Origin of the sequence: Mucilaginibacter sp. 22184, assembly GCF_052045695.1 — a bacterium.
In the GTDB taxonomy this organism is placed as follows: domain Bacteria; phylum Bacteroidota; class Bacteroidia; order Sphingobacteriales; family Sphingobacteriaceae; genus Mucilaginibacter.
In genome coordinates, this window is the sequence record NZ_JBQEPI010000003.1 from 417,102 (window position 1) to 441,228 (window position 24,127).

Consider the following 24,127-nt stretch of genomic DNA (forward strand, 5'->3'; position numbering starts at 1 on the left):
GTCATCAAATTGTTTTAATTTAAAATTTCATGCTTGCGAAATTTTATTAGATTTGCCGTCTTATTTAAAAAAAGCTTATAAACTAATTAATTACATATTATAATTCGATGCAAGGTAAAGGGGTTATTAAATTTTTCGCCATTCTGCTGGCTGTAGTATGCTTATACCAGCTATCTTTCACGTGGGTGGCGCGCAAAGTTCAAAGTGATGCCAAGGTATATTCAAAGGGTGACCCTGCGAGAGAAACAGCGTATCTGGATTCTATGTCAACACAACCGGTATATCCGGTGTTTAAACACAATTATCAATACGTACTGCAAAGAGAACTTGCATTGGGCCTTGACCTTAAAGGCGGGATGAACGTTACCATGCAAATTTCGCTCGATGAGTTGGTGAAGAAAATTGCCAACAACAATCCTGATGTTGCGTTTAATCAAGCTTTGGCTAATGCCGACAAATTACAGGCGAACGCCCAAACCACTCAAAAGGATTTCATCACACTTTTTGTTAGTGAGTACGAGAAACTAAATCCGAACGGTAAGCTGGCCGCTATCTTTTCAACAAAGGATAACCAAGATCATTTAAAGTTTAACGCAACAAACAGCGAGGTTACAGCTTATTTGAAAGATCAGGCTAATACAGCGGTAAAACAATCATACACGGTTTTAAATACCCGTATCAACCAGTTTGGTGTTACACAACCTAACATTCAGCTTGAGCAAAGCTCAAACCGTATCTTGGTTGAGTTACCAGGTGTAAAAGAGCCGGAGCGTGTTCGTAAATTGTTACAAGGTTCTGCTAAGTTGGAATTCTATGAAACTTATGACAACACCGAAGCTTATCAATACCTGATCAATATTGACAACTTACTGGCTGCAAAAAACAAAACAGCTAAAGCTGATTCATCAAAAGCTAAAGCTACCGCAACAACAGCTGCTGCTAAAACTGATACCGCTGCCAAAGCAGGTTCGTTATTGAGCAAGGTTCAAAAAAATGCCGCTAAAGATACGTCCGCAGCAGCATTGGCTAATAAAACACAATTTACGGCGTTACACCCACTATTTTCTGTGTTATCTCCAAACATTGGCCAGGATGCCAGCGGTCAGCAGCAATTAGGTCAGGGTCCTGTTGTTGGTTATTCACCACAAAGAGATACCGCCAAAGTTAACGCTTACCTCCATAGCACCGATGTACAAGCGGTAATACCACGCAACCTGAAATTTCTTTGGGAGGTAAAGCCATTAAAAAATAACAAGGACAAAGCATTTGCTCTATACGCCATCAAATTAACAGGCGCCGACAATGGCCCGGTATTATCAGGCGACGTGATCACTGACGCCCGTGCCGATAACGATCCAAAAGGGAATCCAGAGGTTGTGATGATCATGAACTCAGAGGGTGCCCAGAAATGGCGTACTGTTACAGCCGAGGCATCGTCAGGTACCAACAAAAAAGCGGTAGCCATTGTATTGGATGATAACGTATACTCTGCTCCAAACGTACAGAACGAGATCTCTGGTGGTGTATCTTCTATCTCTGGAAACTTTACTATTGAGGATACCAAGGATTTGGCCAACGTTTTAAAAGCTGGTCGTTTACCTGCTCCTGCGCATATCATATCAGAATCGGTAGTAGGTCCGTCATTAGGTCAGGAAGCTATCAATGCCGGTGTTACTTCAAGTATATTAGGCTTGGTTGTTGTATTGATATTTATGATTGCTTATTACAATCGTGCAGGTACTGTAGCGGTAGTAGCGGTTGTCATCAACATATTTTTCCTGATGGGCGTATTAACCAGCTTAGGCGCGGTATTAACCTTGCCTGGTATTGCCGGTATCGTGCTCACATTGGGTATTGCGGTTGATGCCAACGTACTGGTTTATGAACGCGTTCGTGAAGAACTGGGCTTAGGCAAATCATTAAGAATAGCTGTAGCTGATGGTTTCAAACACGCTTTACCATCTATCCTCGATTCACAGATCAGTACATTCTTAACCGGTGTGATCCTGTTTATCTTTGGTTCGGGCCCAATCCAGGGTTTCGCTACCACATTGATGATCGGTATCATTACCTCATTGTTCTGTTCACTACTGATCTCAAGGGTTATATTTGAGTGGATGCTTGACAAAGGATGGGATATCAAATTCTCAAACCCATGGAGCTCACATACCTTCAAAAACGCAAATTTTAAATTCGTTAAAAACCGTTTCAAGTTTTACGCTTTTTCGGGCATATTCATATTAGCAGGTTTAATATCCATCTTTACACGCGGATTTAGCTACGGTGTGGATTTTGAGGGTGGCCGTAATTATATTGTTACCTTCCCTAACAAAGCTGTTACAACAGAAGCTATTCATGATGCCGTTGACGCTACATTGGGTCGTAGTACTGAGGTTAAAACATTTGGTGCCGATAAAATGAGCATCACTACCAACTTATTGATCCGGGATAACAATGCAGCTACCGACGCTAAAGTAAGGAATACATTGATCCAGGCTTTGGGTTCAAAAGAAGCCACCCGTATAACCGATAAAGATATCGTTGGTTTCTCAAAAGTAAGTGCCACTGTTGCCGATGAATTAAAAACATCAGCTATCTATACCGTATTGTTCGCCATATTTGTGATCTCGGCTTACATCCTGATTCGTTTCCGCAAATGGCAGTTCAGCTTAGGTGCGATGGTGGCTACAGCTCACGATGCCTTGCTGGTACTATCATTCTTCTCTTTATTCAGAGGATTACTTCCATTCTCCCTGGATATTGACCAGGCATTCATCGCAGCTATACTAACAGTTATCGGCTACTCTATTAACGATACGGTGGTAGTATTTGACAGGATCCGCGAGTTCCTGGAACTTCACCATGCCAAAACAGATGATCCTGAAGAAGTAATCAACCAGGCTATCAACAGTACGCTAAGCCGTACCATCATTACCGCTTTAACTGTGGTATTCGTATTGATCGTGTTGTTCATATTTGGCGGCGATGTGATCAAAGGATTCTCGTTCGCGTTATTGATCGGTGTGATCTTCGGAACATACTCATCTATCTGCGTAGCCACACCGGTTATAGTTGACTTTGGTAAAAAAGATCTGAGATAATAAACTCCATAAATTTATTTGCAAGGCCCCAAAGAACTTTTGGGGCCTTTTTTGTTATATAAAAAACACCTCACCCAAACCCTCCTCCATCGGGGGAGATTTAAAGGAGGTTAAAACACCCGTGCTATGAACTTAACAGACAGCTCAAAATTTCCACTGGTAGTTATTGTGGGCGGGGGCTTTGGCGGGCTCCAGGTAGCCAAGCATCTCAAGGATAAGCCCGTTGAGGTCTTAATGCTCGATAAACATAATTACCACACTTTTCAGCCGCTTTTATACCAGGTGGCCACAGGTAGTCTTGAATCGGAATCCATCGCTTTTTCATTACGTAAGAACTTTGCCAGCCAAAAAAACTTTAGGTTCAGGATTGCCGAGGTAACCAAGGTAAATGCGAAAAAGAACACCATTGATACCACTATTGGCCAAATAGTCTATGATTACCTGGTGATAGCCACAGGATCAACCACCAACTTTTTTGGAAATAAGGATATTGAAAAGTTTTCGATGCCCATGAAATCAGTTCCTGAGGCGCTTAACCTGCGATATGCCATTCTGCAAAATATTGAGGAAGCCTTACTAAAACCCACCAAAGAAGAACGCGACCCTTATCTCACCTTTGTTCTGGTAGGTGCCGGTCCAACCGGTGTGGAACTATCCGGAGCACTGGCCGAATTACGCAACCATATCCTGGCCAAAGATTATCCCGAACTCAAAAAAGAGGATATGAAAGTGTACCTGGTTGATTTTCTGCCCAAAGTACTCGGGCCTTTTTCTGAGGAAGCCTCTGCCGCCACCAAGGAGTTTTTAACCAAAATGGGCGTGGAAGTACTTTTAGGTGTAAAAGTAGATAGCTACGATGGCGAGGAAATCAAATTTGAAGGCGGTAAAACTATCCGCACCAAAACCGTGATCTGGAGTGCCGGCGTTATGGGTGTTGTCCCTGAAGGCATCGACCCTAATTTTATTGAGCGTGGCAACCGGATCAGGACGGATAGCGTTTGTCGTGTAATAGGAACCCAGAACATATTTGCCATCGGCGATGTAGCCGCCATGATAACTGACGAAACTCCTAAAGGACATCCTGGTGTGGCGCAGGTGGCCATACAAATGGGCCAACATGTAGCCAAAACCATCGCACAGCTGATCAACCATGAACCAACGGTACCCTTTAAATATTTCGACAAAGGCTCATTAGCTACTATCGGTCGGAACAAAGCCGTGGCCGATCTGGGTAAAATAAAATTTCAGGGATTTTTTGCCTGGCTGGTATGGCTGTTCGTCCATCTGATATCGCTTTTAGGCGGCCGCAACAAGGTTATCGTATTTATTAACTGGGTATCCAGCTATATCACTTATAACGGTGGTACAAGGCTCATAATCCGCAAGTTTGAACGCGAGGGTCTTACCGAAGATGAACATTTACCCAATACAGTTGATTGATTTATTAAGTCTTAAGCCGAAAGTCAAAAGTCTTTAAGTAGTCCCAAAGTTTCAGACTTAAAAGCTAACTTTGGACTATAGACCTCAGACTTAGCATTTGAAATGAGCATAAAAATAACCGAATGCCCCCGCGATGCCATGCAGGGCCTGCATGATTTTGTACCTACCGATATCAAAGCGGCTTATATCAACCTGCTGTTACAAGTGGGCTTTGATACCATCGACTTTGGCAGCTTTGTATCGGCAAAGGCCATACCTCAGCTCCAGGATACCGCCGAAGTATTAAAAAAGCTGGATACGAGCAACACTCAATCAAAGCTATTGGCCATCATCGCCAACTATCGCGGTGCTGAGGACGCGGTTAAACACGAGGAGATCACCTACCTGGGCTACCCTTTTTCCATATCCGAAACTTTCCAGATCCGTAATACCAATACCAAATTACCTCAGGCTTTTGAAAATGTAAAAAGGATCAACGGGTTATGCCATAACAGCGGTAAAAAGTTGTTGGTTTACCTGTCTATGGGCTTCGGCAATCCATATGGCGACGAATGGAATACCGGCATTATTGAACACTGGACAGAACAGATTGTTGATTTGGGCATCAAAAACATAGCCCTTGCAGATACCATTGGCATTGCCCAGGCAGAGCAAATCGGTAGTATTTATCCCGATTTGTGCCGTAAATTCCCGGAAACAGAGTTCGGCATCCACCTACATTCTACGCCCGATACCTGGCAGCCCAAGATAGCCGCAGCCTATGAAAGCGGCTGCAAACGCTTTGACGTTGCACTGAAAGGATATGGAGGCTGCCCAATGGCCGCAGACGACCTCACAGGCAATATCGCTACCGAAAACCTAATCAGATACCTTCAATCACAACATGAGCTCCTGGGGCTTGATTTAGCCAAATTTCAGGAGGCTATAGATTATTCAGGAAAAGTTTTTGGGTAAATGTGCAGATACTCGGATGTGCAAATGAAATGATTTAAGGATAATTTGATTTTTTAATCAGTACATCCGCACATTTGAAATCTGCACATCTGATCTTATCCACATATCTATTACGCCAAAGCCTTAGCCGCTTTGCTCATTTTGGCTTTTAAGTTTTTGTCAAAATTCTCCATTACGAGCACGGCTGCACCAATCAGTTCGGCATCAAAACCAAGTTCGGATACCAGTAGCTCGGTACCACCGGCCAATCTCGGGATACAATATTTGTGCAATGCCTGCTGTATTGGCGCCATCAGTATCTTGGCAACTTTAGCTCCTCTGCCGCTCAGCACAATATTAGCGGGGTTCATGATGTGAATAAGGATAGCCAGGGCCTTCCCTATTTTATAACCCGCGTCTGATAGCAGCTCAATGGCAAACTGATCACCATTATTAGCAGCTTCCAGTACAGCATCACCCATAAGCTTAGAATGGTCATTATCGTTACTGTTATATTTTAAACTCGTGATACGCCCCTGCTGAATGCCCGCAATGGCCTTCCGGGCTACTACCAGCATGGATGCTTCCGCTTCCAAACAGCCGCGCTTACCGCATTCGCAAAGCGCCCCATCTTCCGATAAGGGTATATGGCTTAGTTCGCCGGCAAAACCATTATAACCGCGGAACAATTTACCATTCACAATCATCCCCAAACCTATACCCCATCCCAGGTTGATCACCATAACTTCGTTTTGTGATTTAGCTATACCAAACTTCTGTTCGGCCAGGGCTATCAGGCTGGAGTCGTTATCTATATACGTAGTGATACCCGTTTTAGCGGTCAAATAAGCGGTCAGGCTTTCGCCGCCAGCATCAAGATAGGTATAATTGATCCCTTCGGTAACGTTGATAAAGCCCGGCATCCCGATACCTATTCCGGCTATCTTTTCTTTGGCTACACGCGATCCTTTAATATAGTTATTGATCTCTGCGGTTAACTTGCCCAGGGCATCAGGATTGTTCAAAAGTTTAAGTTCAAAAGTAACCATATCGGCTACCGCGTTATTCAACAGATCAAAAAGCTGGATACGTGCTGTAAGCTGATCAAGTGCTATAGCCAGAATATACATGGTATTGGCTTTTACCGAATACATCAATGGCCTGCGGCCACCGCTTGAAGGGGCATAACCATCTTCAACAACAAAACCTTCATCCATTAACTCATTTACAGCTTTGGCAATCGATGGTATACTTTTGTCAAATAATTCGCTCAGCTCCGCGCATGACATCGCCTTATTAAAGTAAAGCGTTTTAATGATCATGTTTTTTAGCCTACCGCCCTTTACACCTTTGTTCTCCAGTTCCATTAAATAATTTAAATTGGGTTTATAAAAGGCAATGCCTTAGTGTTTTGAATTGTATAAAAATATAAATAAAGTATATAACTACAACTGTTATTATTACACTTAGCGAATACCTGTATAATTGACAAAATTAATGAAACAATTGCCTACAGAAAGTAAAAAAAGTTATTGCATACAGGTATTGAGATATTGTACCAAAATTCCAGTGGGCGATTTTCATCCCATGAGTTTATACTTGGCAAAAAACTTTTTAAACCTATGATTTTAACATTTTTTTGGTCAAAAATGAGGTAAAAAGACTCGATAATTGCCCGTTTTAACAAAACTTTAAGGCCATTTTAACACTTTTTAACAAATTTTTAGCCTATTTTAAAAGGTTTAAAAAGTATCAATACATTGATTTTCAAATAACGAAATACAAAAAGATCGGTTTTTGTATTGTTTTTCTCCTTAACCAAACAGCCCGGAACTTTGACAAAGTTCCGGGCTGTTTGGTACGTAAATATATCAAAAATTCCTGATAACTAAAAATGAATTTACGTGATGATCACTCTGGTTATGATCAATAATTACTGTATTAAATACCTGTTCTACAACTGTCTGACAGACCATGGTCGGCAAGAAAAAAAAATCACAAACAGTTAAAACCAAAATCTGTTTTATGGGTTACTTTCATACTCCCTTGAAAAACTTCACTTTTTTTCCAAACAGTTAATAATTAGTACATTTATGCACTAAAATCTAAACCAAATGAAACAGAAAATTATACTCTACAGTATTTGTTTATGCCTGTTTTTTGCCTGTAAAAAGGACAAAAAGACACCCGACCCTGATACTAAGCTATACCCCATAAGCTTTAATGTATCGGGCTTTTCGCAAACCAATGTACCTACTGCAGATAAGGCAAAAACAAATTCCCTCACCATACAGGCTACGGATACCATACCTGTACAATCTTTGTATTATGCGGTATATGTGGATCGTGGGCCGCTATATGGTCATGGGCCTTTGGTGACTTACAGACGCGTTTTGAAAGGCGATCAAAACTTTGGCCAGTTTAAAGATAATCTGCCAGCGGGGACTTATCAAGCCTTGTTTTGTGGCGGATCAAATAACTTAACATTTGACATTCCTAATGTAGCCTTCTATTATAATACCCATACATGGGACGATACCTTTTATAAAGTTGTACCTTTTACGGTAACTTCCGGGCCTGTAAACCAATCGGTTGTTATACCCCGGAGAACTGCAAAATTATCTTTAGTAATAAAAGATGCCATACCAACCGGAACCTCAAAAATAGTGGTACATTTTTCTGATTCATCTTCAATAAAGCCCTATTATCCACCCGCTTCTTTAGTTACCAATCAAACCACCCAGGTTATTAATGCGACAGATGCGGGTAAAACAAATTATACTTTTAGCATGAATACCCTAAATGATACCAGGCCATTTGATGTAACAGTTGATTATTACGGCCCCAACCCAGTTGGGCCCCTGGGTACAAAAATCATCAAAAACGTGGTATGTAAACCCAATACCAGAACCATACTTTCCGGATACTTATTTACCCAGGATAATGGCCAGTTTACGATAACGGTTAATCAGGATTGGAATCCACCTGTAAATGTTAATTTTTAATTGTCTTAAATCTAATCCAAATGAAAAGAGCTTTAATTTGCTTCACTTTAATAAGCATAGCACTATTATCGTGTAAAAAAGACCATCATACTCAAACAACTGAGCCTACAGGTAAACTGTATCCGGTTTCCTTTAATATTTCAAGCTTTAGTCAGGTAAACGTTCCTGACAACCAAAACAGCAAAATCAAAATAAATGCTGTTGATCCTTCGGCAACCAGTATCGTTAAACTGGTTTATAAATTATTCGATTCTAACAACGTACTTAAAAAAACAGTATTCATCAAAAAGGGCGCTCCCAATTTTGGAACATTTACAGACAGTATCCCTGCCGGTAGTTATAAAGCAGTATTTCTTGGGCTAAAGGACTCCGCCAATTACATAGGTACTTACGCGGGTGACCCAACCCGTTTTTCTTATTATTATGCTACTGGCATTGCATTTCCGGAAACATTTTACAGCAATGCCAGCTTCACTGTTGGTAATGCCCCTGTACAGCAGAGTATTGTTTTGCAAAGATTAAATTCAGAAGTATTAGTTATCATTAAGGATGCTATCCCTCCTAAAACAGCCAGCATTACAATAGATATCACCGGAAATTTTGTATGCTCTTATCTTGATGGAAAATCGTCAGGTTCCATATCAGCAGGGATTGCCACAGTTGCTATTACCAGTAGCAATATAGGCACAACTAATTTCCAGTTAGGCCCAAGGAGCGTATTTAATAATACTACACCCGTTACAGTTTCAATTACGGCTAAAGCAGCTGATGGTACCATCATGGTGCAAAAAACAATTGGCAATGTAACACTTCAGCCAAATACCAGAACTATATTAACCGGTAACGTATTTACTAATAGCGCTGGCACCGGAGGACTTGCCGTAACATTCAATCCAGATTACAATACCACTGATATTAATCAGAGTTTTTAAATGAACGGCTATCAATTCATAAAATATTCAAAACCCAAAATTGATGAAACAGAAAATTTTACTTTGCGGCATCTGCGTTCTATTGCTTTTTGCCTGTAAAAAGGATAAAAAAGCGCCCGATACCAAACTTTACCCTATCACTTTTAAAGTATCTGGCTTTTCGCAAAGCGCAGTGCCTTTAGATAGTAAAACAAAAACAAATTCCCTCGGCACGCAGGCCACAGATACAGTGCCTGTGCAATTATTGTATTATAGCCTATACAATAGTGACGGGTTATTAGTTTCTGCCAGAAATGTTAAGAAAGGTGATGCTAACTTTGGTCAGTTTAACGAAAATGTGCCTGCAGGAAATTATAAGGCTGTATTTTGTGGGGGATCAAATAATTTACTGGCTTACAGAACATTCTTCACTTATATTACCCGACCAGATATTGAGGGAGGCCCGGCTTATTGGGATGACACTTTTTTTAAGTTGATCCCTTTTACTGTAACCAATACAGGCATAAATCAATCAGTTACACTTTCCAGGGCAACAGCGCGATTAGCTATAGTGTTGAAGGATGCCATACCAACAGGCACATCAAAAATAGTGGTAAAATTTCAAGACACATCCGCCATAGGATCCGACGGGTTACATCACTTCCAAGCCATCAATACAACTACAAAAACTATTACTACAGCAGATGTTGGCACTACAAATTATACTATTGTTATGAATACGCTAAATAATATTAAGCCTTTTGATGTAACTATAGATTATTATGGAGCTAATCCATCCGGGCCACTGGGTACAAAAACCATTAAAAATGTAGTTTGTAAAACTAATTACATCACTACACTCTCCGGAAATTTATTTACCCAGGGCAACGCTCAATTTGTATTAGCGATTGATCAGGATTGGGGGGCACCGGTAAACGTTAGTTTTTAATTTTACTTAATTCTTTCCAGATATGAAAAAGGCTTTATTTATATATTTTACCTTGCTTGGTGTTACATTGTTATCATGCAAAAAAGATAACCATACAAAAACTAACCCTACAGGTAAACTTTATCCCGTTTCTTTTAGCTTATCGGGCTTCACGTCGACAATCGACCCCATTGAGCAAAATAGTAAGATCAAGGTAAACACTGTCGATCCTTCGGCAAGTACAGTTGTTAAATTGATATATAAACTTTTTGATTCTAATAACTCACTCAAAAAAACGCTAATTATTAATAAAGGGGCACCCAACTTCGGAACAATTGCAGATAGCCTTGTAGCAGGCACTTATACGGCCGCATTTGTTGGTTTAACCGATACTATTCCTGCTGACTTCGGAGATACTGGACTCATTTTTAATTACCGTACTTATGCTTACTTTCCGGAAACATTTTATAGCAATGTTCACTTTACCGTTGGCAATACATCCGTACAACAGAATTCAGTTTTAAAACGATTAAATTCCGAGATACAGGTAGTTATTAAGGATGCCATTCCATCAGGGGTATCCCGGATTAATATAACTGTTTTAGGTGCATATCAAGCATGTACTTATTTGGATGGAAAGTCTACAGGATCAAATACCGGCGGAACATCGTCTACGCCCGTAACCAATGCTAATGTACGTACAACCAATTTTCCATTAAGTCCCGTAACACGTTTATTCAATAATACATCAACAGTGACTATCCTTATTGATGCCATATCTCCTAATGGCACAGACGTAGCTTTCAAAACGATTAATAACGTAACGCTTCAGCCAAACGTCAGGACCATATTAACCGGTAATGTATTTTCGAATGATGGTAGCCCCGGAGGGTTTGCCGTATCATTTGATTCAAATTACAGCGGCAATCTTAGCCAGGGATTCTAAATAATTTAATACGTGGAGGATGGGCAGATGGCCCCTCCACGTTTTTTTTAAACAGATGATTACTCTCCGCCAAAATCTTCTATAACCCCAAAATATTCGTCCCAATTGGGGTCATCGTCAACGCTGATGTCGATAGGTAATGGATCAAAAATTGCCAAAGCTTCGTTCAACCTTTGGCCGGCCATGTTAATATCAGTGGTATAAAATGCCCACCATCTTTCGTTATCACAGGTAAAAACAAAAGCCAGTATGGTTTGGTTATCTCCCTCAAAAGCATCCACAAGCGCATCCTCAACACTGGCCATCAGATCCATATCTTTCTGCGTCGGGAGCAAAGAATCATCAAAACTTTCGTAAGTCCAGATAATGTCCATCCGACGTGGGTATAAACCCGATTCTATAAAATCCTGAAGGTTAGGCCTGTACCTGACCAATCCGGGTATTTCGTCGTCGGTTACAAAATCAATACCAACCCATGAATCATCTAATTTCATATCCCAATAATACAAAAAAGACTTCCGAAGTTTCCTAAACTTCGGAAGTCTTTTCCAGCTATTTAGCTTTAAATTTTCCGCCTTTGGCTTTAAGCCTTATTGTACTTCAAACTCTTTTTTCAGTTTAATATCCACCGATGAGCTGCCGATCATCACCTGGAATTTGCCGGGTTCAACCGTCCAGTTCATGTTTTTATCCAGTATGGCCAGGTCGTCAGGGTGCAGGGTGAATTGCACGGTTTTCTTTTCGCCGGGGGCAAGGTTTACGCGTTCAAAGCCGCGCAGATCATACTCGTAAGTGGTTACGCTGCTTACTTCGTCTTTGAGGTACAATTGTACCACCTCATCGCCCTTGCGGCTGCCTGTGTTGGTTACGTCTACGCTCACCTGTACATCGCCTTGTGAGTTTTCTTTCTCGGGCGATACCTGCAGGTTGCTGTATTCAAACTTGGTATAGCTTAAGCCATAGCCGTAAGGATACAATGCGCCGTTCACACTGGTTTTGCCCCAGCTGTTTTCGCCGCCCTGGCTGGCCTGTGAGGCTGGCTTAAACGGAAAGTTAAACTCAATTTGTCCGGTAGTTTTTGGGAAGGTTATAGGTAGTCTGCCACCTGGGTTATTATCGCCAAACAGGGTTTCGGCAACAACCTTACCGCTTTCGGGGCCGGGGAACCAGGCTTCGAGTATGGCCGGTACAAATTTATTTTCCCAGTTGATGGTGAGCGGTTGCCCGTTGATCATCACCATCACTACCGGTTTGCCGGTAGCCTGTAGTGCCTGGATCAGTTTTAACTGCCTGCCGGGTAAATTTAGTCCTGTACGGGACAGGCTCTCGCCTACCCTTTCAAAGTCTTCGCCTACCACAGCTATTACTACGTCGGCCTGTTTGGCTTGTGTTACCGCCGAATCAATACCGGCTTGCTCCTGCGCCGTAAGCGGTGTTTCAATGATCTCACTTTCGGGCCAGGTGGCATCCACTACGTTACAGCCTTTGGCATAGGTAACATTTACATCCTTACCCACATAATTTTTAATCCCGTCCAACACATTGGTAACCGGGTTGTGCGACGGGCCGTAACGGCTGGTTGCATAGTTTTTTTCGGCAGCCAGCGGACCAGTCACCAGTATGTTTTTCAATTTGCTTTTATCCAAAGGCAACAGATCGCCCTGGTTCTTCAACAATACCATCGATTCACGATTCATTTGCAACGACATAGCATTATCAGCCGCCGTATGCACTTTCTTGTCGGATGATTTTGGATCTTTTACATACGGGTCATCAAACAAACCCAGGCGGAATTTTACCCGCAGCACATCACCAACCCGGGAGTCAACTACTTTCATAGAAAGCTTGTTTTCTTTGATCAGCTCGCGCAGGGGCATAATATAAGTTTGAGGCATGGTGAAGTTGGTGCGCACGTTTAGTCCGGCTTCTACGGCCTGTCTTACTGCTTCTTTATAATCACCTGCAACGTGATGTTTGGAGTAAAGGTATTCCACCGCCTCACTGTCGGATACCACATAGCCGTTGAAGCCAAATTTCTGGCGAAGCAGCTCGGTTAAGAAGTAATAACTGCCGGTAATGGGCACGCCGTCCCAATCGTTATAACTGCTCATAACGCCCATAGGGTGCGCCTCCTGTATTACCCGGCGAAATGGGTACAGGTAGATCTGGTACATCTCGCGCGGGGCCACATGCGGATCGGTACGGGCGCTGCCGTCGCGACCACCCTTAGGCACGCTGTATACCGCGAAATGTTTCAGGGTTGAGGCTACGCCTTCCTCTTGGATACCCAGCACCATTTGTTTACCCAGTTCGGCAATGTGAAAAGGGTTTTCGCCATAACACTCCACTACACGGCCCCAGCGCTGGTCGCGGGCGGGATCAAGAATGGGTGCGTAAACATTGGTATATCCCAGTGCTTTAGCCTCACGACCTACAGTTTGGCCGGCCTGGCGCACCAGTTGTTTATCAAAGGTACTGCCTATGGATATGGGCGCAGGCAAAGGTGTGGCCCGGTCATGATTGAGGCCGTGAATCCCTTCATTGGTAAAATCAACCGGGATACCCAGCCGGGTTTCTTCTACAAACCATTTTTGGATGGTATTAATGGCCGAAGCATGTTTGCTGTAGGGGAAAGAATATTCGGTGTACGCCCTGTCGGTTGTGGAAACCAAATTGTTTAGCTCCTCGTCGATATTGGCAATCCCATCTTTCCAAACCTCGTTTTTCCATGACTCGGCTGGCATTTCTTCTTTTAAAACCCGTTTGTAGCCATAAAGGGTGGCCATTTGGCAGGTTTTCTCTTCAACGGTCATCTGGCTTAGCAAGTCCGCAACGCGTTTATCAACGGTTTGCGAGGGGTCTTCAAAAACGTCCATTTTGCCGTTCTTGTTAAAATCAACCCAGCCTTTATGGTAAATGTTTTTTTGTTGTGCCGATGCGGATAGGGCTAATCCGGCAATCAGCGCGGAAGCCATGCCTGCGCGGCACAGGGAGTACTTTTTTCTCATGCAGATATAATTGGGGTTACTACGCCAAATATATGTTTTAAGAGTTCTGCTGGCTTATACACACCTTACAGAAGTTACGAAAACGTTTTCGGAAGGATTGATTAGCCCTGCAGGCCTGTCATCCTGAGCTTGTCGAAGGACGCGCGTAAAGGCCCCGCCCACCATACTTCGACGGAGCTCAGTATGACACCCTGTTTAAAATTATCATTCCTTCAAATTCTTTACAAAAAACCCTACCGCCAAACTATCCATCTTTAAATGCACCTGGTGCCTGCTCACGGAAGCATCATCGGTAAAATAAGTTGGGGCTTCTTTTTTTACATCATCGATGGCTTCCTGCAGCATTACATAATGACCGATTTTACCCGGGTTGATGTAATACAGTGAACCTTTGATGAGCTGATGGTAACGCAGCGCATTGGTTTTTACCGGGGCCATGCTATCGCTTTGCGAACCAACAATATAAACCGGGGCGGTGATATCCTTATCCGTAACAAAGCCTGGCCCCAATGCAGGTGAAATGGCAAAGAAGGCCCTGATCCGCTTATCATACAACGGCGGGGGATTTTTGGCTACGGCCAGCAGATCTTTATCGTCAAGATATTTGCTGATACCGGGAAATTCAGGTACGTTAATTTCATTTCTTCCGATGGTTTTATAATAATTGAGCAGCGACAAGAAATCAAACTTCCCTCCGGCCAGAGCTATAGCTGTATAACCACCGAATGAAAAACCGGCCATACCAATTTTACCGGGGTCGATCATATCCTTTATATCCGGTTGGGTTAATAAACTACCGATCACAAAGCTGATATCCCGCGGGCGCTCCCAGGGTTTTAAAAATTCCAGGGCAATCTTATGGTCATAGGTATTACCCCAATGATCAACCGCGGCTACAATGAACCCTTTTTGCACCAAAGCATCGGCCAGCCATTCCAATGAAAGCCGACTGCCTCCCGTGCCATGCGAGATCATGATCAAGGGCAGCTTAGCGGTGGGCAATTTACCATCGCGCACGGTATAGGCCCGGGTAAAGGGCGAAAATGCCTTATCACTTTGTTTTAAGGTATCGGTTGTGGGGTACCAAATTTCGGTAACCAGTGGGCGGTTACGTTTTTCGTCCTTAAAATGAACAGTTCGTTCGCCAATAAGCGTTTGTGCGCAAATAGTGTGGTTGAACAGGGCAATGAGGAGCGTAATGTAAATTGAGCGGTGCATAGGATTATCTGATTGAAATACAAAACAAGCCCATATACCTTGTAAAAAGATTGACAATAGTCAATAAATCATTTTTTTGATTTAAGGCGGCTCAGTGTTTCCTGCGATATGCCCAGGTAGTCGGCAATAATTTTGTTGGGTAAACGCTGTATCAATCCGGGTTGTGTTTGCATCAGGATATTGTAACGCTCTTTGGCATCCAAGGTTATCAGGCTTTCGATACGCTCAATGGAGGCTATATAATCCAGCTCCAAACCCATGCGCATCATGGTTTCCCAACCGGGTATTTCCCGCATCAGCATTTGTGAATCCTGCCGACTGATCATCAATAGCTCAGAAGCCTCCATACTTTGTATAGCCGCCACCGATGGTTTTTGCTGTACAAAACTGGGAAAGGCAGTACCAAAATGATTTTCAAATATCAAAAAACGTGTCCATTCGCTTCCATCATCCTTGGTTAAAAAAACACGCAGGCAACCTTTCACTACAAAAAACAAGTACCGGGCTACATTTCCTTTTTCAAGCAGGATTTCCCCGCGTTTGGTAAGCCTCGGTTTATAACAGCTATTAACCAGCTGTTCCTGTTCGGTAGTGAGGGTAATTTTTCCTTCCAGTTGTTGTTGTAACGCGGGGTGCATACGCTAACATAAGCATTATTTATTAGCCCCCCAACCCCCCGGAAGGGGGTGCTTTTTGACGTGTTGCTTATTGACCGCCTATTAGTGAAGCAAATGCTTATATATCTCATAATTCTCGTCGTCAAAGCAAACAAATATCACCTGCTGTATACTACCATTTCCGGCTAAAAAATGCTTTACAGTATGGACAGCTATTTCCGCCGCCTTTTGCTTAGGGAAATGATAAATTCCGGTGCTGATATTAGGGAAAGCAATAGTTGTTACGTTGTTTTGTACGGCCTGTTTCAGGCTGTTTAAATAAGCAGATGCCAACAGTACTTCCTCGCCGCTATTCCCATTATTGTAGACAGGTCCAACGGCGTGGATCACATAGGTGGCAGGCAAATTCCCAGCTGTTGTGATCACCGCTTCACCTGTTTTACAACCACCCTGCCTGTTGCGGATTTGAACACACTCTTCTAATATAGCTTTACCTCCGGCACGGTGTATAGCGCCATCAACGCCACCGCCACCCAACAAGGAGGTATTGGCTGCATTCACAATAGCATCAGCTTTAATCCTGGTAATATCGCCTTTGACCAGTGTAATACGGCTATTATTCATGAAGCAAATATACTACTCTGCCGCTTCCTCACCTTTGGTACCCAGCTTTACAATATCGCCTTTTTGAAATAATATAGCCTGCAGGGTTTTACGCCATACCGGCTTTTTACGCAGCAGGAATTCCAGATCCATACCAAAGTGTTTAAACTCTTCCTGCTGGGCGTTTTGCATAATAGCTTTGGCCGCCTTGTCGGTTTCAACAGATATGCGTTGTTCATACCAGTTGATGGCCTCGGCCTCTTCGGTTAAGGATACGATCATCCGCGCAAAAGTCCTGGTTTGGGCGGATAGCTCGTTGGCTGGTTCGTGATATTGATCAAATGACATAATATTTTTTATTTTGAAAAGGTATAGCACTCTGCTTTTGTTTTGATATACCGATATTTAGAAAGGATACAGATTAAAACCAGGATGCTGAAACCAACGTTAACTAAGAAAACATCAGGCGTCCTTAAATCGCACATGAAACAGGAAGAACCATTACTAGCACAACCCGCCATCAGATTGGCCTGGAAAAAATATCGCCACTTATGGAAGCATGCAGAAGTTCCGGCCAGGCATCTGCTTTTAAAAGAGGGTGATATCAGTCGCAAGGCTTTTTTAATTGAAAAGGGTAGTATCCGCACCTGGTTTTATCATGATGGCAAAGAGATCAGCTTTCAGTTTTTTTTTGAGGGTGATGTGGTTTCATCCCCGCAAAGCATGCGTAAACATATACCAAGTCCGTTCAGTATCGAAACACTGGAGCCATCCACCATACGCTGGCTGGATGCAGGCGATATGGAAAAAGTGCGGAAAGATCCCGTACTATATCAGTTTATCATTGAACAAGCTGGCGATAAGCAAGCCGAATTTATGCAGCATTTCTTTTCATACTTAAAAGATAGCCCTACCCAGCGCTACGAAAACCTGCTGCGGCAAAAACCCGAAGTGATCCGGCGGGTGCCTCTGCAGCACATCGCCTCCTACCTGGGTATTACGCAGGTATCCCTGAGCCGCATCCGTAACAAAATTAAATGAGCCGGCATTATTTATCTTTTGTTAAATGATACGCGGCTAAAACTGCAGAGATTTGTTGTAATCAAATACAACAGGTTATGAGTTTGCTAAAAATAATCCCAAAGATCATTTATAAAGATGTTCAAATAGGTGTAAACCTCTTCGCCGCGCTTGGTTTTGAAACCAAATACTCCGAAGAAGGATTTTACATTATGGCGCGCGAGGGTGTTACTATTCAGTTAGTGGCCAGCGAAGAAGATTTCCATGTATATGACCGCCCCGAAATGCGAATAGATACCGACGATATTGAAGGTTATTATGCCGAGATCAGTTCCAAACATCCGGAAATATTGCACCCTAATTTAAAGGTAATCAAGAACCAGCCCTGGGGTTTGAGAGAATTCGCGGTATTGGATGAAACAACCGTTTGTATTATTATTCAACAAGCTATTTAACCATGAACAGCAACGAAGAATTACTTTCAAAAGATAGGGATTATAGCAGTATTAGCCCATCGGCGCGTGCATTACTATTGCTTAAAGGCTTTACTGATATTCCATTTGCGTTGGAAGCGGCTAAGCTGATCAGCAGGCCCGATCATTACCAACCAGATTTTAGTATTCAAGAGCTTGCTTTCTGGGGACGTGTGCTTCACTTTGAATCGCGGTATACGAGTATTGATCAGTTACTGGCAGGCTTACCTGCGCGAAATATTCTGGAGATCTCTTCCGGGTTCTCATTCCGGGGATTAAGCTCGGTAATGAACAAAGAGGTGTATTATATCGATACCGATCTGCCCGAGGTAATTACAACTAAGCAAAGTTTACTGGATGACCTGTTGCATCAGCAGATACCTAAAGGCAAACTGGAAACTTTAGCGCTCAACGCGCTTGATGAAGCTGCTTTTACAGCTACTACTGATCATTTCCCCGCAGGAGAAGTGATTGTAGTAAATGAGGGCTTGCTGGTTTACCTGGATATGGACGAAAAACGAAAACTATGCCACAACATCCGTGAGGTGCTCCGGCAACGGGGCGGCTACTGGATCACGGCCGATATCTATGTAAAATCTCCTAATCGCTTCCCGGGTTTTCAAATGAAAGATAAACTACAGGAGTTTTTCAGGGAGCATCGCATTGAGGAAAATAAATTCAACAGCTTTGAAGAGGCCGAAGCATTTTTTAACTCTGAAGGTTTTATCATCGATAAAGAAGCCGAAGCAGGGCATCGTGACTCGGGCTCGTTAAAATATCTTTTGGCAAACGCCACCCGGGAGCAGTTGGAAAATATGCGCGGTGTGGGACGCGTACGTGCAACCTGGCGTTTAAAACTGGCTGATTAATTTTTTATTATTAAACCAAATTATAAATTGCAGGTCATAACAATAATATCATATTATTGCTATAGTATGGTATTATTATTTTAACAAATCCTGCTTTATGAAAAAATTAACCCTTATCATCACTGCTATTGCCTTTATTGTTGTTTCCTGCAAAAAAGATAATAAATCGCCTGTCGTAACCAATCAACCAGATCCCAACTGGATCAGGCTGGAAATACCCAATGGTAAAGCGGCCTATGCCGTTGCCGGTAATATTGATGACACTTTATTGGTTACCACCTGGACCAAAGCTTATTTCACTGCCGATCAGGGTAAAACCTGGCAGGAATCAAAAAACTTCAACGGGCCGATACAAGGCCTGTACACCAATAAAGATACCGTAATGTCGCTATTACTTGCCGGAGGTTTGGGATTGGAAGGCACCCTGAAGGCTTCCGTAGCACAATTTTATAGCCTTGATATGGGCAAAAGCTGGAACCGGTACTTAAATTATCAACGGGCACAAAAGATCATTATGCCCATTGGTATTGTGCAATCGGCACAAAACAAAACAACCTACCAGTTAAAATATAATCCAAGCCAGCTTCGGCCAATAGTACGTCCTATATCCATGACCCTACAACCATACTCCGCGACGGTAACGCCCTCGAACTTCCGTTTAAAGTCCGGATTCGGAATTTGTATATGGACAGTAAGGACCGCTTGTATGTAGCCGCTTCGGGTGGTATTTACAATCAGGATAAAGATGCGTTTACCTTCAACGAGGGTAATACCCCTGCAGTGATTTATGTATCGCGCAAGGAATTACCATAGATACTGATAGCTGTTAGTTTCTGACTTTAACCTCCAAAGGTGTCACGTTCCTGAAAGCGTAAGGAGCAATATCGCTGATACTTACTTTCATTACTTCCTGGGTATTTTTGATGGTCACATTCAGACTGCCATCGGGGTTAAGGGGTACGCTTACGTAGTGTTTGCCATCGGCTTGTGCTGGTGTGGCGCTGCCTTTCAGCAGGTTTACGGTTAAGGCTACAGCGATAATGGTTAATACAATTTTGGTGTACAGATCTGTTTTCATAACTATATTGCTTTAAGTTTTAGATTGGGTATGTTTAAGGCAATATAATTAATAAGACGATTAAAATTTAAAAAAATGTCATTTCGAACGAGGTACGAGGAGAAACTATCTCTCGACCGAAGGGAGAAATCTTTTACGCTTTGCCTAATCGTAGAGAATATTTCAAAAAATTTCATTTTTAGCGCGTCTTGTACGATTGCCGGCGGGTTGTGGACTTGTGCTCTGTATGGTCACAAGTCAGCTTTACACACAATCTAACACACAAGACTTGCGCCAATATCTGCACGCAATATCCGATCGTGTAAGATTTCTCCTCGTACCTCGTTCGAAATGACAAATTGTGACTATCTTATTTTTCCTCGTGCTTTTTAATCTTAATAAACACCAGTTTCGATGTAGGCGTATTGCTCTTTTCTGCAACGCTGTCTATCGGTATCAGCACATTGGCTTCGGGATAATAGGTTGATGTGTTTCCTTCGGGGATATTGTACGGCACTACCACAAACAGGCGGGCTACACGCTCAACACCTCCATAATAATTAAACAGGTCAACCTTTTGGCCCGATTTGAAGCCTGCCTTAAACATGTCTTGTTCGTTCATGAATATTACCCGGCGCTCGTTATGAATGCCGCGATAACGATCATCAAGGCCGTATAAAGTGGTGTTAAACTGGTCGTGGCTGCGGATAGTACCCATGCGGTATTCATCGGCGGCTATATCATGTTTGGGTAGTTCGGTTATGGCAAAGCCTATTTTAGTACCGTTGAATTTATTTTCAAATTTACCCGTGCGTGGAGCATTGGGCAGGTAAAAACCGCCGGGGATTCGCACCCGCTGATTATAATCTTCAAAACCAGGGATCACCCGGGCAATATCATCGCGCACCGCATCATAGCTCATGGCATACTTATCCCAATTGATCACCGAGCGATTACCTAAAGTGGCTTTGGCCAGGTTACAAACAATCTGGTTCTCGTTCATCAGATCGTCGGAGATAGGCTTTAGCATCCCTTTTGACATTTGCACTACCCCCATCGAATTTTCGCAGCTGATAAACTGAGCCGCGCCATTAACCACATCCTTATCACTACGGGAGAGCGTTGGTAATATCAAAGCCTCATCCCCGTGCACCAGGTGACTGCGGTTGAGCTTGGTAGATACATGTACCGACATTTCGAGCTTGCGCATGGCTTCAGCCGTATAAAGCGTATCCGGCGTAGCCGAAAGGAAGTTCCCGCCCATGGCAAAAAATACTTTCAGCTTGCCCTCATGCATCGCCTGTATCGACTCTACCACATCATAACCATGCTCACGGGGCGGTTCAAAGCCAAACACCTCTTTCAGTTTATCCAATTGTTTAGGCGATGGTTTATCAAATATGAGCATGGTACGGTTGCCCTGTACATTGCTGTGCCCACGCACCGGGCATAAGCCGGCACCGGGTTTGCCAATGGCACCTTTTAGGGCGCAAAGATTAACGATCTCCTTAATGGTATCTACCCCATTTTTATGCTGGGTAATGCCCATGGCCCAGCACACAATAATGCGTTTTTTATCTTTGAGCATTTCGGCAGCCTGCTCAATCTGGGCTAAAGGCACACCGGCTTCCTGGGCCAGTTCATCCAGGTTGTACCGGTTTAAATTGGTTAAAAAAGCCCCATACCCTTCGGTACTATTCTGGATAAACTCATGATCAAATACCCTGCCTGGGTTTTCCAGTTCGGCCTTGTATAACAGCTTTTCGATAGCTTTAAGCAATGCCATATCGCCGTTTATTTTTACCTGCAGGTAAAGGTCGGCCAGGTGCGAATCGATCCCCAGGATACCCTTAACCGTTTGCGGGTTTTTAAAACCCATGAGTCCGGCTTCGTGCAGCGGGTTTACAGCTATGATCTTTGCACCTCGCCCTTTACCCTTTTGTAATGCGCTGAGCATCCTTGGGTGGTTGGTACCCGGATTTTGCCCCATGATCATGATCACATCAGTATCATAAAAATCATTCAGGGTAACGGTTCCTTTGCCTATACCTATGGTTTCGGTAAGGGCCACACCACTTGATTCGTGGCACATATTGGAGCAGTCGGGCAGGTTATTGGTGCCGTACTCGCGTATAAACAGTTGGTAGGTAAAAGATGCCTCATTACTGGTGCGACCCGATGTATAAAATGCCGCCTCATTGGGCGAAGCCAGACTATTGAGCTTGTCGCCTATTTTTTTAAAGGCATCCTCCCAGCTAATAGGTTGGTAATGTGTAGCCCCCTTGGGCAGATAAACAGGCTGGGCAATACGCCCCTTCTTCCCTATTTCATAATCATTCAATTTGGCCAGATCGAACACGGAATTTTGAGCAAAGAAATCGGCGGTTAGTTTTTTTGTCGTAGCTTCTTCGGCCAGGGCTTTGGCGCCGTTCTCGCAATACTCCGCAACCGGCGAACGATCGTCGTCCGGATCGGGCCAGGCACAGCCAGAACAATCGAAACCACCTTTCTTGTTCATTTTAAACAAGCCTTCCATACCCCTTACAAAACCGGCTTCCTGTATAATATCAACCATAGCGACTTTTACTGCGGGAATACCCGCCGCCCACTGTTTCTGTTCTGTTAATTTCAGATCCAGCAGCTCCTCCGGATTTTCTGCCGCGGGCTGTTCCTGCTCTTTCAATGCCTTGCTCATAACTTTTTCGCTGATAAGGGGTTGGGGTAATTATCGCTCTGATCTTCGGCCACGTTATCCAAACAGGTAAAGTCTTTCTCTACCAACAGGTGCAGGTTACCGTGCGTGCCTTCAAAACCAACCTTATCTGTATCGGCAAATTCCTGTATCAGTTGTTTAGGTACGTATACAGTAATTACATTATCTTTAAATGCGGCGGATAATTGTTCATCATCCACTACCCGCAAAGCATAAAACAGCTGCTGTGTGCCAAAATCAACCACTTCACGCAGATGACCGTCCTTTGCCAAAAGCGAAGTGTCGGTACGGGTGAGCCTGTATCTTAATGAATTGCCTTTAATACGTATCTTCATAACGGGGTATCTGTACGCGGTGTGCCGCGGTATATACATTAAAACGCTCATCGCGCAAAAAACCGATGAGGGTGATGTTAAATTCATTGGCCAACTCTACAGCCAAACTTGAGGGTGCGCCCACTGCCGCAATGATATTAATACCGGCCATAGCCGCTTTTTGCACCAGTTCAAAACTTGCCCGGCCGCTTAGCAACAGCACCGTCTGTTTCAGCGGCAGCCAGTTATAGCTTAAAGCAGCGCCTATCAGCTTATCCAACGCGTTATGCCGCCCTACATCTTCGCGCAGAAGCAATAACTCGCCCTGTGTGCTGAACAAAGCCGAGGCATGCAGTCCACCGGTATCTTCAAATACCCGCTGGTGCTTGCGGAGTATCACAGGTAATTGGTATAAAATGGGGGCCTGTATGGTATCTGTATCTTCTTGCTCACCGGCAAAACCGCTTACTGTGCGAATAGCATCGATAGAGCCTTTGCCACAAACTCCGCAGCTGGAAGTTGTATAAAAATTGCGCTCGGTATTTTGCAGATGGGGCACAACGCCAGGCGCCAGGCTTACCTGTATCACGTTTTCCTTATTCTCGGCACAGGCAATAAAACAATGCTGGGTTGAAGCGATATCTTCCGGATTTTTGATGATGCCTTCGGTAAATAAAAAGCCGGTAGCCAGCTCGGCATCATGGCCGGGTGTACGCATGGTAACAGAGATATTCTGCACCTGCCGTTGTCCTTCGGGACCATATTCCAGCCTGATCTCCAGCGGTTCCTCAATAGCAAGCGCATCTGTAGCCGAAGCTATTTCGGCAGCGTTTACCTTGATAACGCGCATATGATGTGTAGAATTGGCAGCCATACATCAAATATACAATTTACGTGGCGGCTTTGTTTCTTTTTGGGAGCAAGGATTGGGGACTTTGGGATTTGTGGCACTGGGGAGCAAGGATTTCTTT

The 24,127-nt window shown here is 43.4% G+C and carries 23 protein-coding genes; 12 read left to right on the plus strand and 11 right to left on the minus strand.

Translation table 11 applies throughout. The features are described 5' to 3' along the window. Positions 1–107 precede the first annotated feature (107 nt). From secDF to ACTJKG_RS09280, 3 genes are all read left to right on the plus strand, one after another. Positions 108–3,101, plus strand: coding sequence for a protein translocase subunit SecDF (gene secDF, locus ACTJKG_RS09270; protein WP_440739016.1), 2,994 nt, complete (start codon positions 108–110; stop codon positions 3,099–3,101). A gap of 126 nt (positions 3,102–3,227) precedes the next feature. Continuing rightward, positions 3,228–4,541 carry an NAD(P)/FAD-dependent oxidoreductase gene (locus tag ACTJKG_RS09275; protein WP_440739017.1) on the plus strand — a complete coding sequence of 438 codons (1,314 nt, stop codon included), beginning with the start codon at positions 3,228–3,230 and terminating at the stop codon, positions 4,539–4,541. A gap of 102 nt (positions 4,542–4,643) precedes the next feature. After that, positions 4,644–5,495 carry a hydroxymethylglutaryl-CoA lyase gene (locus ACTJKG_RS09280; protein ID WP_172335156.1) on the plus strand — a complete coding sequence of 284 codons (852 nt, stop codon included), beginning with the start codon at positions 4,644–4,646 and terminating at the stop codon, positions 5,493–5,495. A 110-nt stretch (positions 5,496–5,605) separates the two neighbouring features. Here the strand turns inward: ACTJKG_RS09280 and ACTJKG_RS09285 are convergent, their stop codons facing one another. Further along, positions 5,606–6,841: an ROK family transcriptional regulator gene (locus tag ACTJKG_RS09285; protein WP_172335157.1), complete on the minus strand. Its 1,236-nt coding sequence runs from the start codon at positions 6,839–6,841 to the stop codon at positions 5,606–5,608. Positions 6,842–7,588: 747 nt separating this feature from the next. On the opposite strand from ACTJKG_RS09285, the gene ACTJKG_RS09290 reads away from it, so the two are divergent. Genes ACTJKG_RS09290 through ACTJKG_RS09305 form a run of 4 tightly spaced genes read left to right on the plus strand, consistent with a single transcriptional unit; the run spans position 7,589 to position 11,264 of the window. After that, entirely contained in the window at positions 7,589–8,479 is an 891-nt protein-coding gene (locus ACTJKG_RS09290) for a hypothetical protein (RefSeq protein ID WP_440739018.1), read from the plus strand. Between the two features lie 20 nt (positions 8,480–8,499). Further along, the gene (locus ACTJKG_RS09295; RefSeq protein ID WP_172335159.1) at positions 8,500–9,411 is read left to right on the plus strand and encodes a hypothetical protein; all 912 of its coding nucleotides are present in this window, start codon (positions 8,500–8,502) and stop codon (positions 9,409–9,411) included. A gap of 43 nt (positions 9,412–9,454) precedes the next feature. Then, positions 9,455–10,339 (plus strand): hypothetical protein, encoded by an 885-nt coding sequence (locus ACTJKG_RS09300; RefSeq protein ID WP_172335160.1) that lies wholly within the window; start codon positions 9,455–9,457, stop codon positions 10,337–10,339. A gap of 22 nt (positions 10,340–10,361) precedes the next feature. Continuing rightward, the gene (locus ACTJKG_RS09305) at positions 10,362–11,264 is read left to right on the plus strand and encodes a hypothetical protein (RefSeq protein ID WP_440739019.1); all 903 of its coding nucleotides are present in this window, start codon (positions 10,362–10,364) and stop codon (positions 11,262–11,264) included. A 59-nt stretch (positions 11,265–11,323) separates the two neighbouring features. Here the strand turns inward: ACTJKG_RS09305 and ACTJKG_RS09310 are convergent, their stop codons facing one another. From ACTJKG_RS09310 to ACTJKG_RS09335, 6 genes are all read right to left on the minus strand, one after another. After that, positions 11,324–11,758 (minus strand): DUF695 domain-containing protein, encoded by a 435-nt coding sequence (locus tag ACTJKG_RS09310; RefSeq protein ID WP_172335162.1) that lies wholly within the window; start codon positions 11,756–11,758, stop codon positions 11,324–11,326. Between the two features lie 96 nt (positions 11,759–11,854). Continuing rightward, positions 11,855–14,272 (minus strand): glycoside hydrolase family 3 N-terminal domain-containing protein, encoded by a 2,418-nt coding sequence (locus tag ACTJKG_RS09315; protein ID WP_440739020.1) that lies wholly within the window; start codon positions 14,270–14,272, stop codon positions 11,855–11,857. Between the two features lie 204 nt (positions 14,273–14,476). Beyond that, the gene (locus ACTJKG_RS09320; RefSeq protein ID WP_440739021.1) at positions 14,477–15,490 is read right to left on the minus strand and encodes an alpha/beta hydrolase family protein; all 1,014 of its coding nucleotides are present in this window, start codon (positions 15,488–15,490) and stop codon (positions 14,477–14,479) included. 68 nt (positions 15,491–15,558) lie between these two features. Further along, a complete protein-coding gene (locus ACTJKG_RS09325) occupies positions 15,559–16,128 on the minus strand; it encodes a Crp/Fnr family transcriptional regulator (RefSeq protein ID WP_440739022.1) in 570 nt (189 codons plus the stop codon). A gap of 81 nt (positions 16,129–16,209) precedes the next feature. Further along, positions 16,210–16,731 carry an O-acetyl-ADP-ribose deacetylase gene (locus tag ACTJKG_RS09330; protein ID WP_440739023.1) on the minus strand — a complete coding sequence of 174 codons (522 nt, stop codon included), beginning with the start codon at positions 16,729–16,731 and terminating at the stop codon, positions 16,210–16,212. A gap of 12 nt (positions 16,732–16,743) precedes the next feature. Beyond that, on the minus strand, positions 16,744–17,058 hold the full coding sequence (locus tag ACTJKG_RS09335; protein WP_172335167.1) for a ferritin family protein: 315 nt from the start codon (positions 17,056–17,058) through the stop codon (positions 16,744–16,746). A gap of 135 nt (positions 17,059–17,193) precedes the next feature. On the opposite strand from ACTJKG_RS09335, the gene ACTJKG_RS09340 reads away from it, so the two are divergent. The 5 genes from ACTJKG_RS09340 to ACTJKG_RS09360 all read left to right on the plus strand — a co-directional run bounded on the left by ACTJKG_RS09340 (position 17,194) and on the right by ACTJKG_RS09360 (position 19,885). After that, entirely contained in the window at positions 17,194–17,751 is a 558-nt protein-coding gene (locus tag ACTJKG_RS09340) for a Crp/Fnr family transcriptional regulator (RefSeq protein ID WP_440739024.1), read from the plus strand. A 77-nt stretch (positions 17,752–17,828) separates the two neighbouring features. Continuing rightward, complete coding sequence (locus ACTJKG_RS09345; RefSeq protein ID WP_440739025.1) at positions 17,829–18,185, plus strand: hypothetical protein; 357 nt, start codon at positions 17,829–17,831, stop codon at positions 18,183–18,185. Between the two features lie 2 nt (positions 18,186–18,187). Beyond that, positions 18,188–19,072: a hypothetical protein gene (locus ACTJKG_RS09350; protein WP_172335170.1), complete on the plus strand. Its 885-nt coding sequence runs from the start codon at positions 18,188–18,190 to the stop codon at positions 19,070–19,072. Positions 19,073–19,169: 97 nt separating this feature from the next. Beyond that, positions 19,170–19,784 carry a hypothetical protein gene (locus ACTJKG_RS09355; RefSeq protein ID WP_440739026.1) on the plus strand — a complete coding sequence of 205 codons (615 nt, stop codon included), beginning with the start codon at positions 19,170–19,172 and terminating at the stop codon, positions 19,782–19,784. Continuing rightward, complete coding sequence (locus tag ACTJKG_RS09360) at positions 19,757–19,885, plus strand: hypothetical protein (RefSeq protein WP_440739027.1); 129 nt, start codon at positions 19,757–19,759, stop codon at positions 19,883–19,885. The genes ACTJKG_RS09355 and ACTJKG_RS09360 overlap by 28 nt, the downstream gene beginning before the upstream one ends. 13 nt (positions 19,886–19,898) lie before the next feature. Here the strand turns inward: ACTJKG_RS09360 and ACTJKG_RS09365 are convergent, their stop codons facing one another. The 4 genes from ACTJKG_RS09365 to fdhD all read right to left on the minus strand — a co-directional run bounded on the left by ACTJKG_RS09365 (position 19,899) and on the right by fdhD (position 24,030). Beyond that, positions 19,899–20,150 carry a hypothetical protein gene (locus ACTJKG_RS09365; RefSeq protein ID WP_172334893.1) on the minus strand — a complete coding sequence of 84 codons (252 nt, stop codon included), beginning with the start codon at positions 20,148–20,150 and terminating at the stop codon, positions 19,899–19,901. Positions 20,151–20,499: 349 nt separating this feature from the next. After that, the gene (locus ACTJKG_RS09370) at positions 20,500–22,824 is read right to left on the minus strand and encodes an FdhF/YdeP family oxidoreductase (RefSeq protein ID WP_440739028.1); all 2,325 of its coding nucleotides are present in this window, start codon (positions 22,822–22,824) and stop codon (positions 20,500–20,502) included. Further along, positions 22,821–23,177, minus strand: a complete 357-nt coding sequence (locus ACTJKG_RS09375) for a DUF7009 family protein (RefSeq protein WP_440739029.1) — start codon at positions 23,175–23,177, stop codon at positions 22,821–22,823. Before ACTJKG_RS09375 ends, ACTJKG_RS09370 begins: the two co-directional genes overlap by 4 nt. Next, entirely contained in the window at positions 23,161–24,030 is an 870-nt protein-coding gene (fdhD, locus tag ACTJKG_RS09380; RefSeq protein WP_440739030.1) for a formate dehydrogenase accessory sulfurtransferase FdhD, read from the minus strand. The genes ACTJKG_RS09375 and fdhD overlap by 17 nt, the downstream gene beginning before the upstream one ends. Positions 24,031–24,127 lie beyond the last annotated feature (97 nt).

What these genes read in the sequence shown, in the direction of transcription:
- secDF (WP_440739016.1), top strand. Translation starts at nt 108, where the DNA reads ATGCAAGGTAAAGGGGTTATTAAATTTTTCGCCATTCTGCTGGCTGTA.
- ACTJKG_RS09275 (WP_440739017.1), top strand. Translation starts at nt 3,228, where the DNA reads ATGAACTTAACAGACAGCTCAAAATTTCCACTGGTAGTTATTGTGGGC.
- ACTJKG_RS09280 (WP_172335156.1), top strand. Translation starts at nt 4,644, where the DNA reads ATGAGCATAAAAATAACCGAATGCCCCCGCGATGCCATGCAGGGCCTG.
- ACTJKG_RS09285 (WP_172335157.1), bottom strand. Translation starts at nt 6,841, where the DNA reads ATGGAACTGGAGAACAAAGGTGTAAAGGGCGGTAGGCTAAAAAACATG.
- ACTJKG_RS09290 (WP_440739018.1), top strand. Translation starts at nt 7,589, where the DNA reads ATGAAACAGAAAATTATACTCTACAGTATTTGTTTATGCCTGTTTTTT.
- ACTJKG_RS09295 (WP_172335159.1), top strand. Translation starts at nt 8,500, where the DNA reads ATGAAAAGAGCTTTAATTTGCTTCACTTTAATAAGCATAGCACTATTA.
- ACTJKG_RS09300 (WP_172335160.1), top strand. Translation starts at nt 9,455, where the DNA reads ATGAAACAGAAAATTTTACTTTGCGGCATCTGCGTTCTATTGCTTTTT.
- ACTJKG_RS09305 (WP_440739019.1), top strand. Translation starts at nt 10,362, where the DNA reads ATGAAAAAGGCTTTATTTATATATTTTACCTTGCTTGGTGTTACATTG.
- ACTJKG_RS09310 (WP_172335162.1), bottom strand. Translation starts at nt 11,758, where the DNA reads ATGAAATTAGATGATTCATGGGTTGGTATTGATTTTGTAACCGACGAC.
- ACTJKG_RS09315 (WP_440739020.1), bottom strand. Translation starts at nt 14,272, where the DNA reads ATGAGAAAAAAGTACTCCCTGTGCCGCGCAGGCATGGCTTCCGCGCTG.
- ACTJKG_RS09320 (WP_440739021.1), bottom strand. Translation starts at nt 15,490, where the DNA reads ATGCACCGCTCAATTTACATTACGCTCCTCATTGCCCTGTTCAACCAC.
- ACTJKG_RS09325 (WP_440739022.1), bottom strand. Translation starts at nt 16,128, where the DNA reads ATGCACCCCGCGTTACAACAACAACTGGAAGGAAAAATTACCCTCACT.
- ACTJKG_RS09330 (WP_440739023.1), bottom strand. Translation starts at nt 16,731, where the DNA reads ATGAATAATAGCCGTATTACACTGGTCAAAGGCGATATTACCAGGATT.
- ACTJKG_RS09335 (WP_172335167.1), bottom strand. Translation starts at nt 17,058, where the DNA reads ATGTCATTTGATCAATATCACGAACCAGCCAACGAGCTATCCGCCCAA.
- ACTJKG_RS09340 (WP_440739024.1), top strand. Translation starts at nt 17,194, where the DNA reads ATGAAACAGGAAGAACCATTACTAGCACAACCCGCCATCAGATTGGCC.
- ACTJKG_RS09345 (WP_440739025.1), top strand. Translation starts at nt 17,829, where the DNA reads ATGAGTTTGCTAAAAATAATCCCAAAGATCATTTATAAAGATGTTCAA.
- ACTJKG_RS09350 (WP_172335170.1), top strand. Translation starts at nt 18,188, where the DNA reads ATGAACAGCAACGAAGAATTACTTTCAAAAGATAGGGATTATAGCAGT.
- ACTJKG_RS09355 (WP_440739026.1), top strand. Translation starts at nt 19,170, where the DNA reads ATGAAAAAATTAACCCTTATCATCACTGCTATTGCCTTTATTGTTGTT.
- ACTJKG_RS09360 (WP_440739027.1), top strand. Translation starts at nt 19,757, where the DNA reads ATGGACAGTAAGGACCGCTTGTATGTAGCCGCTTCGGGTGGTATTTAC.
- ACTJKG_RS09365 (WP_172334893.1), bottom strand. Translation starts at nt 20,150, where the DNA reads ATGAAAACAGATCTGTACACCAAAATTGTATTAACCATTATCGCTGTA.
- ACTJKG_RS09370 (WP_440739028.1), bottom strand. Translation starts at nt 22,824, where the DNA reads ATGAGCAAGGCATTGAAAGAGCAGGAACAGCCCGCGGCAGAAAATCCG.
- ACTJKG_RS09375 (WP_440739029.1), bottom strand. Translation starts at nt 23,177, where the DNA reads ATGAAGATACGTATTAAAGGCAATTCATTAAGATACAGGCTCACCCGT.
- fdhD (WP_440739030.1), bottom strand. Translation starts at nt 24,030, where the DNA reads ATGGCTGCCAATTCTACACATCATATGCGCGTTATCAAGGTAAACGCT.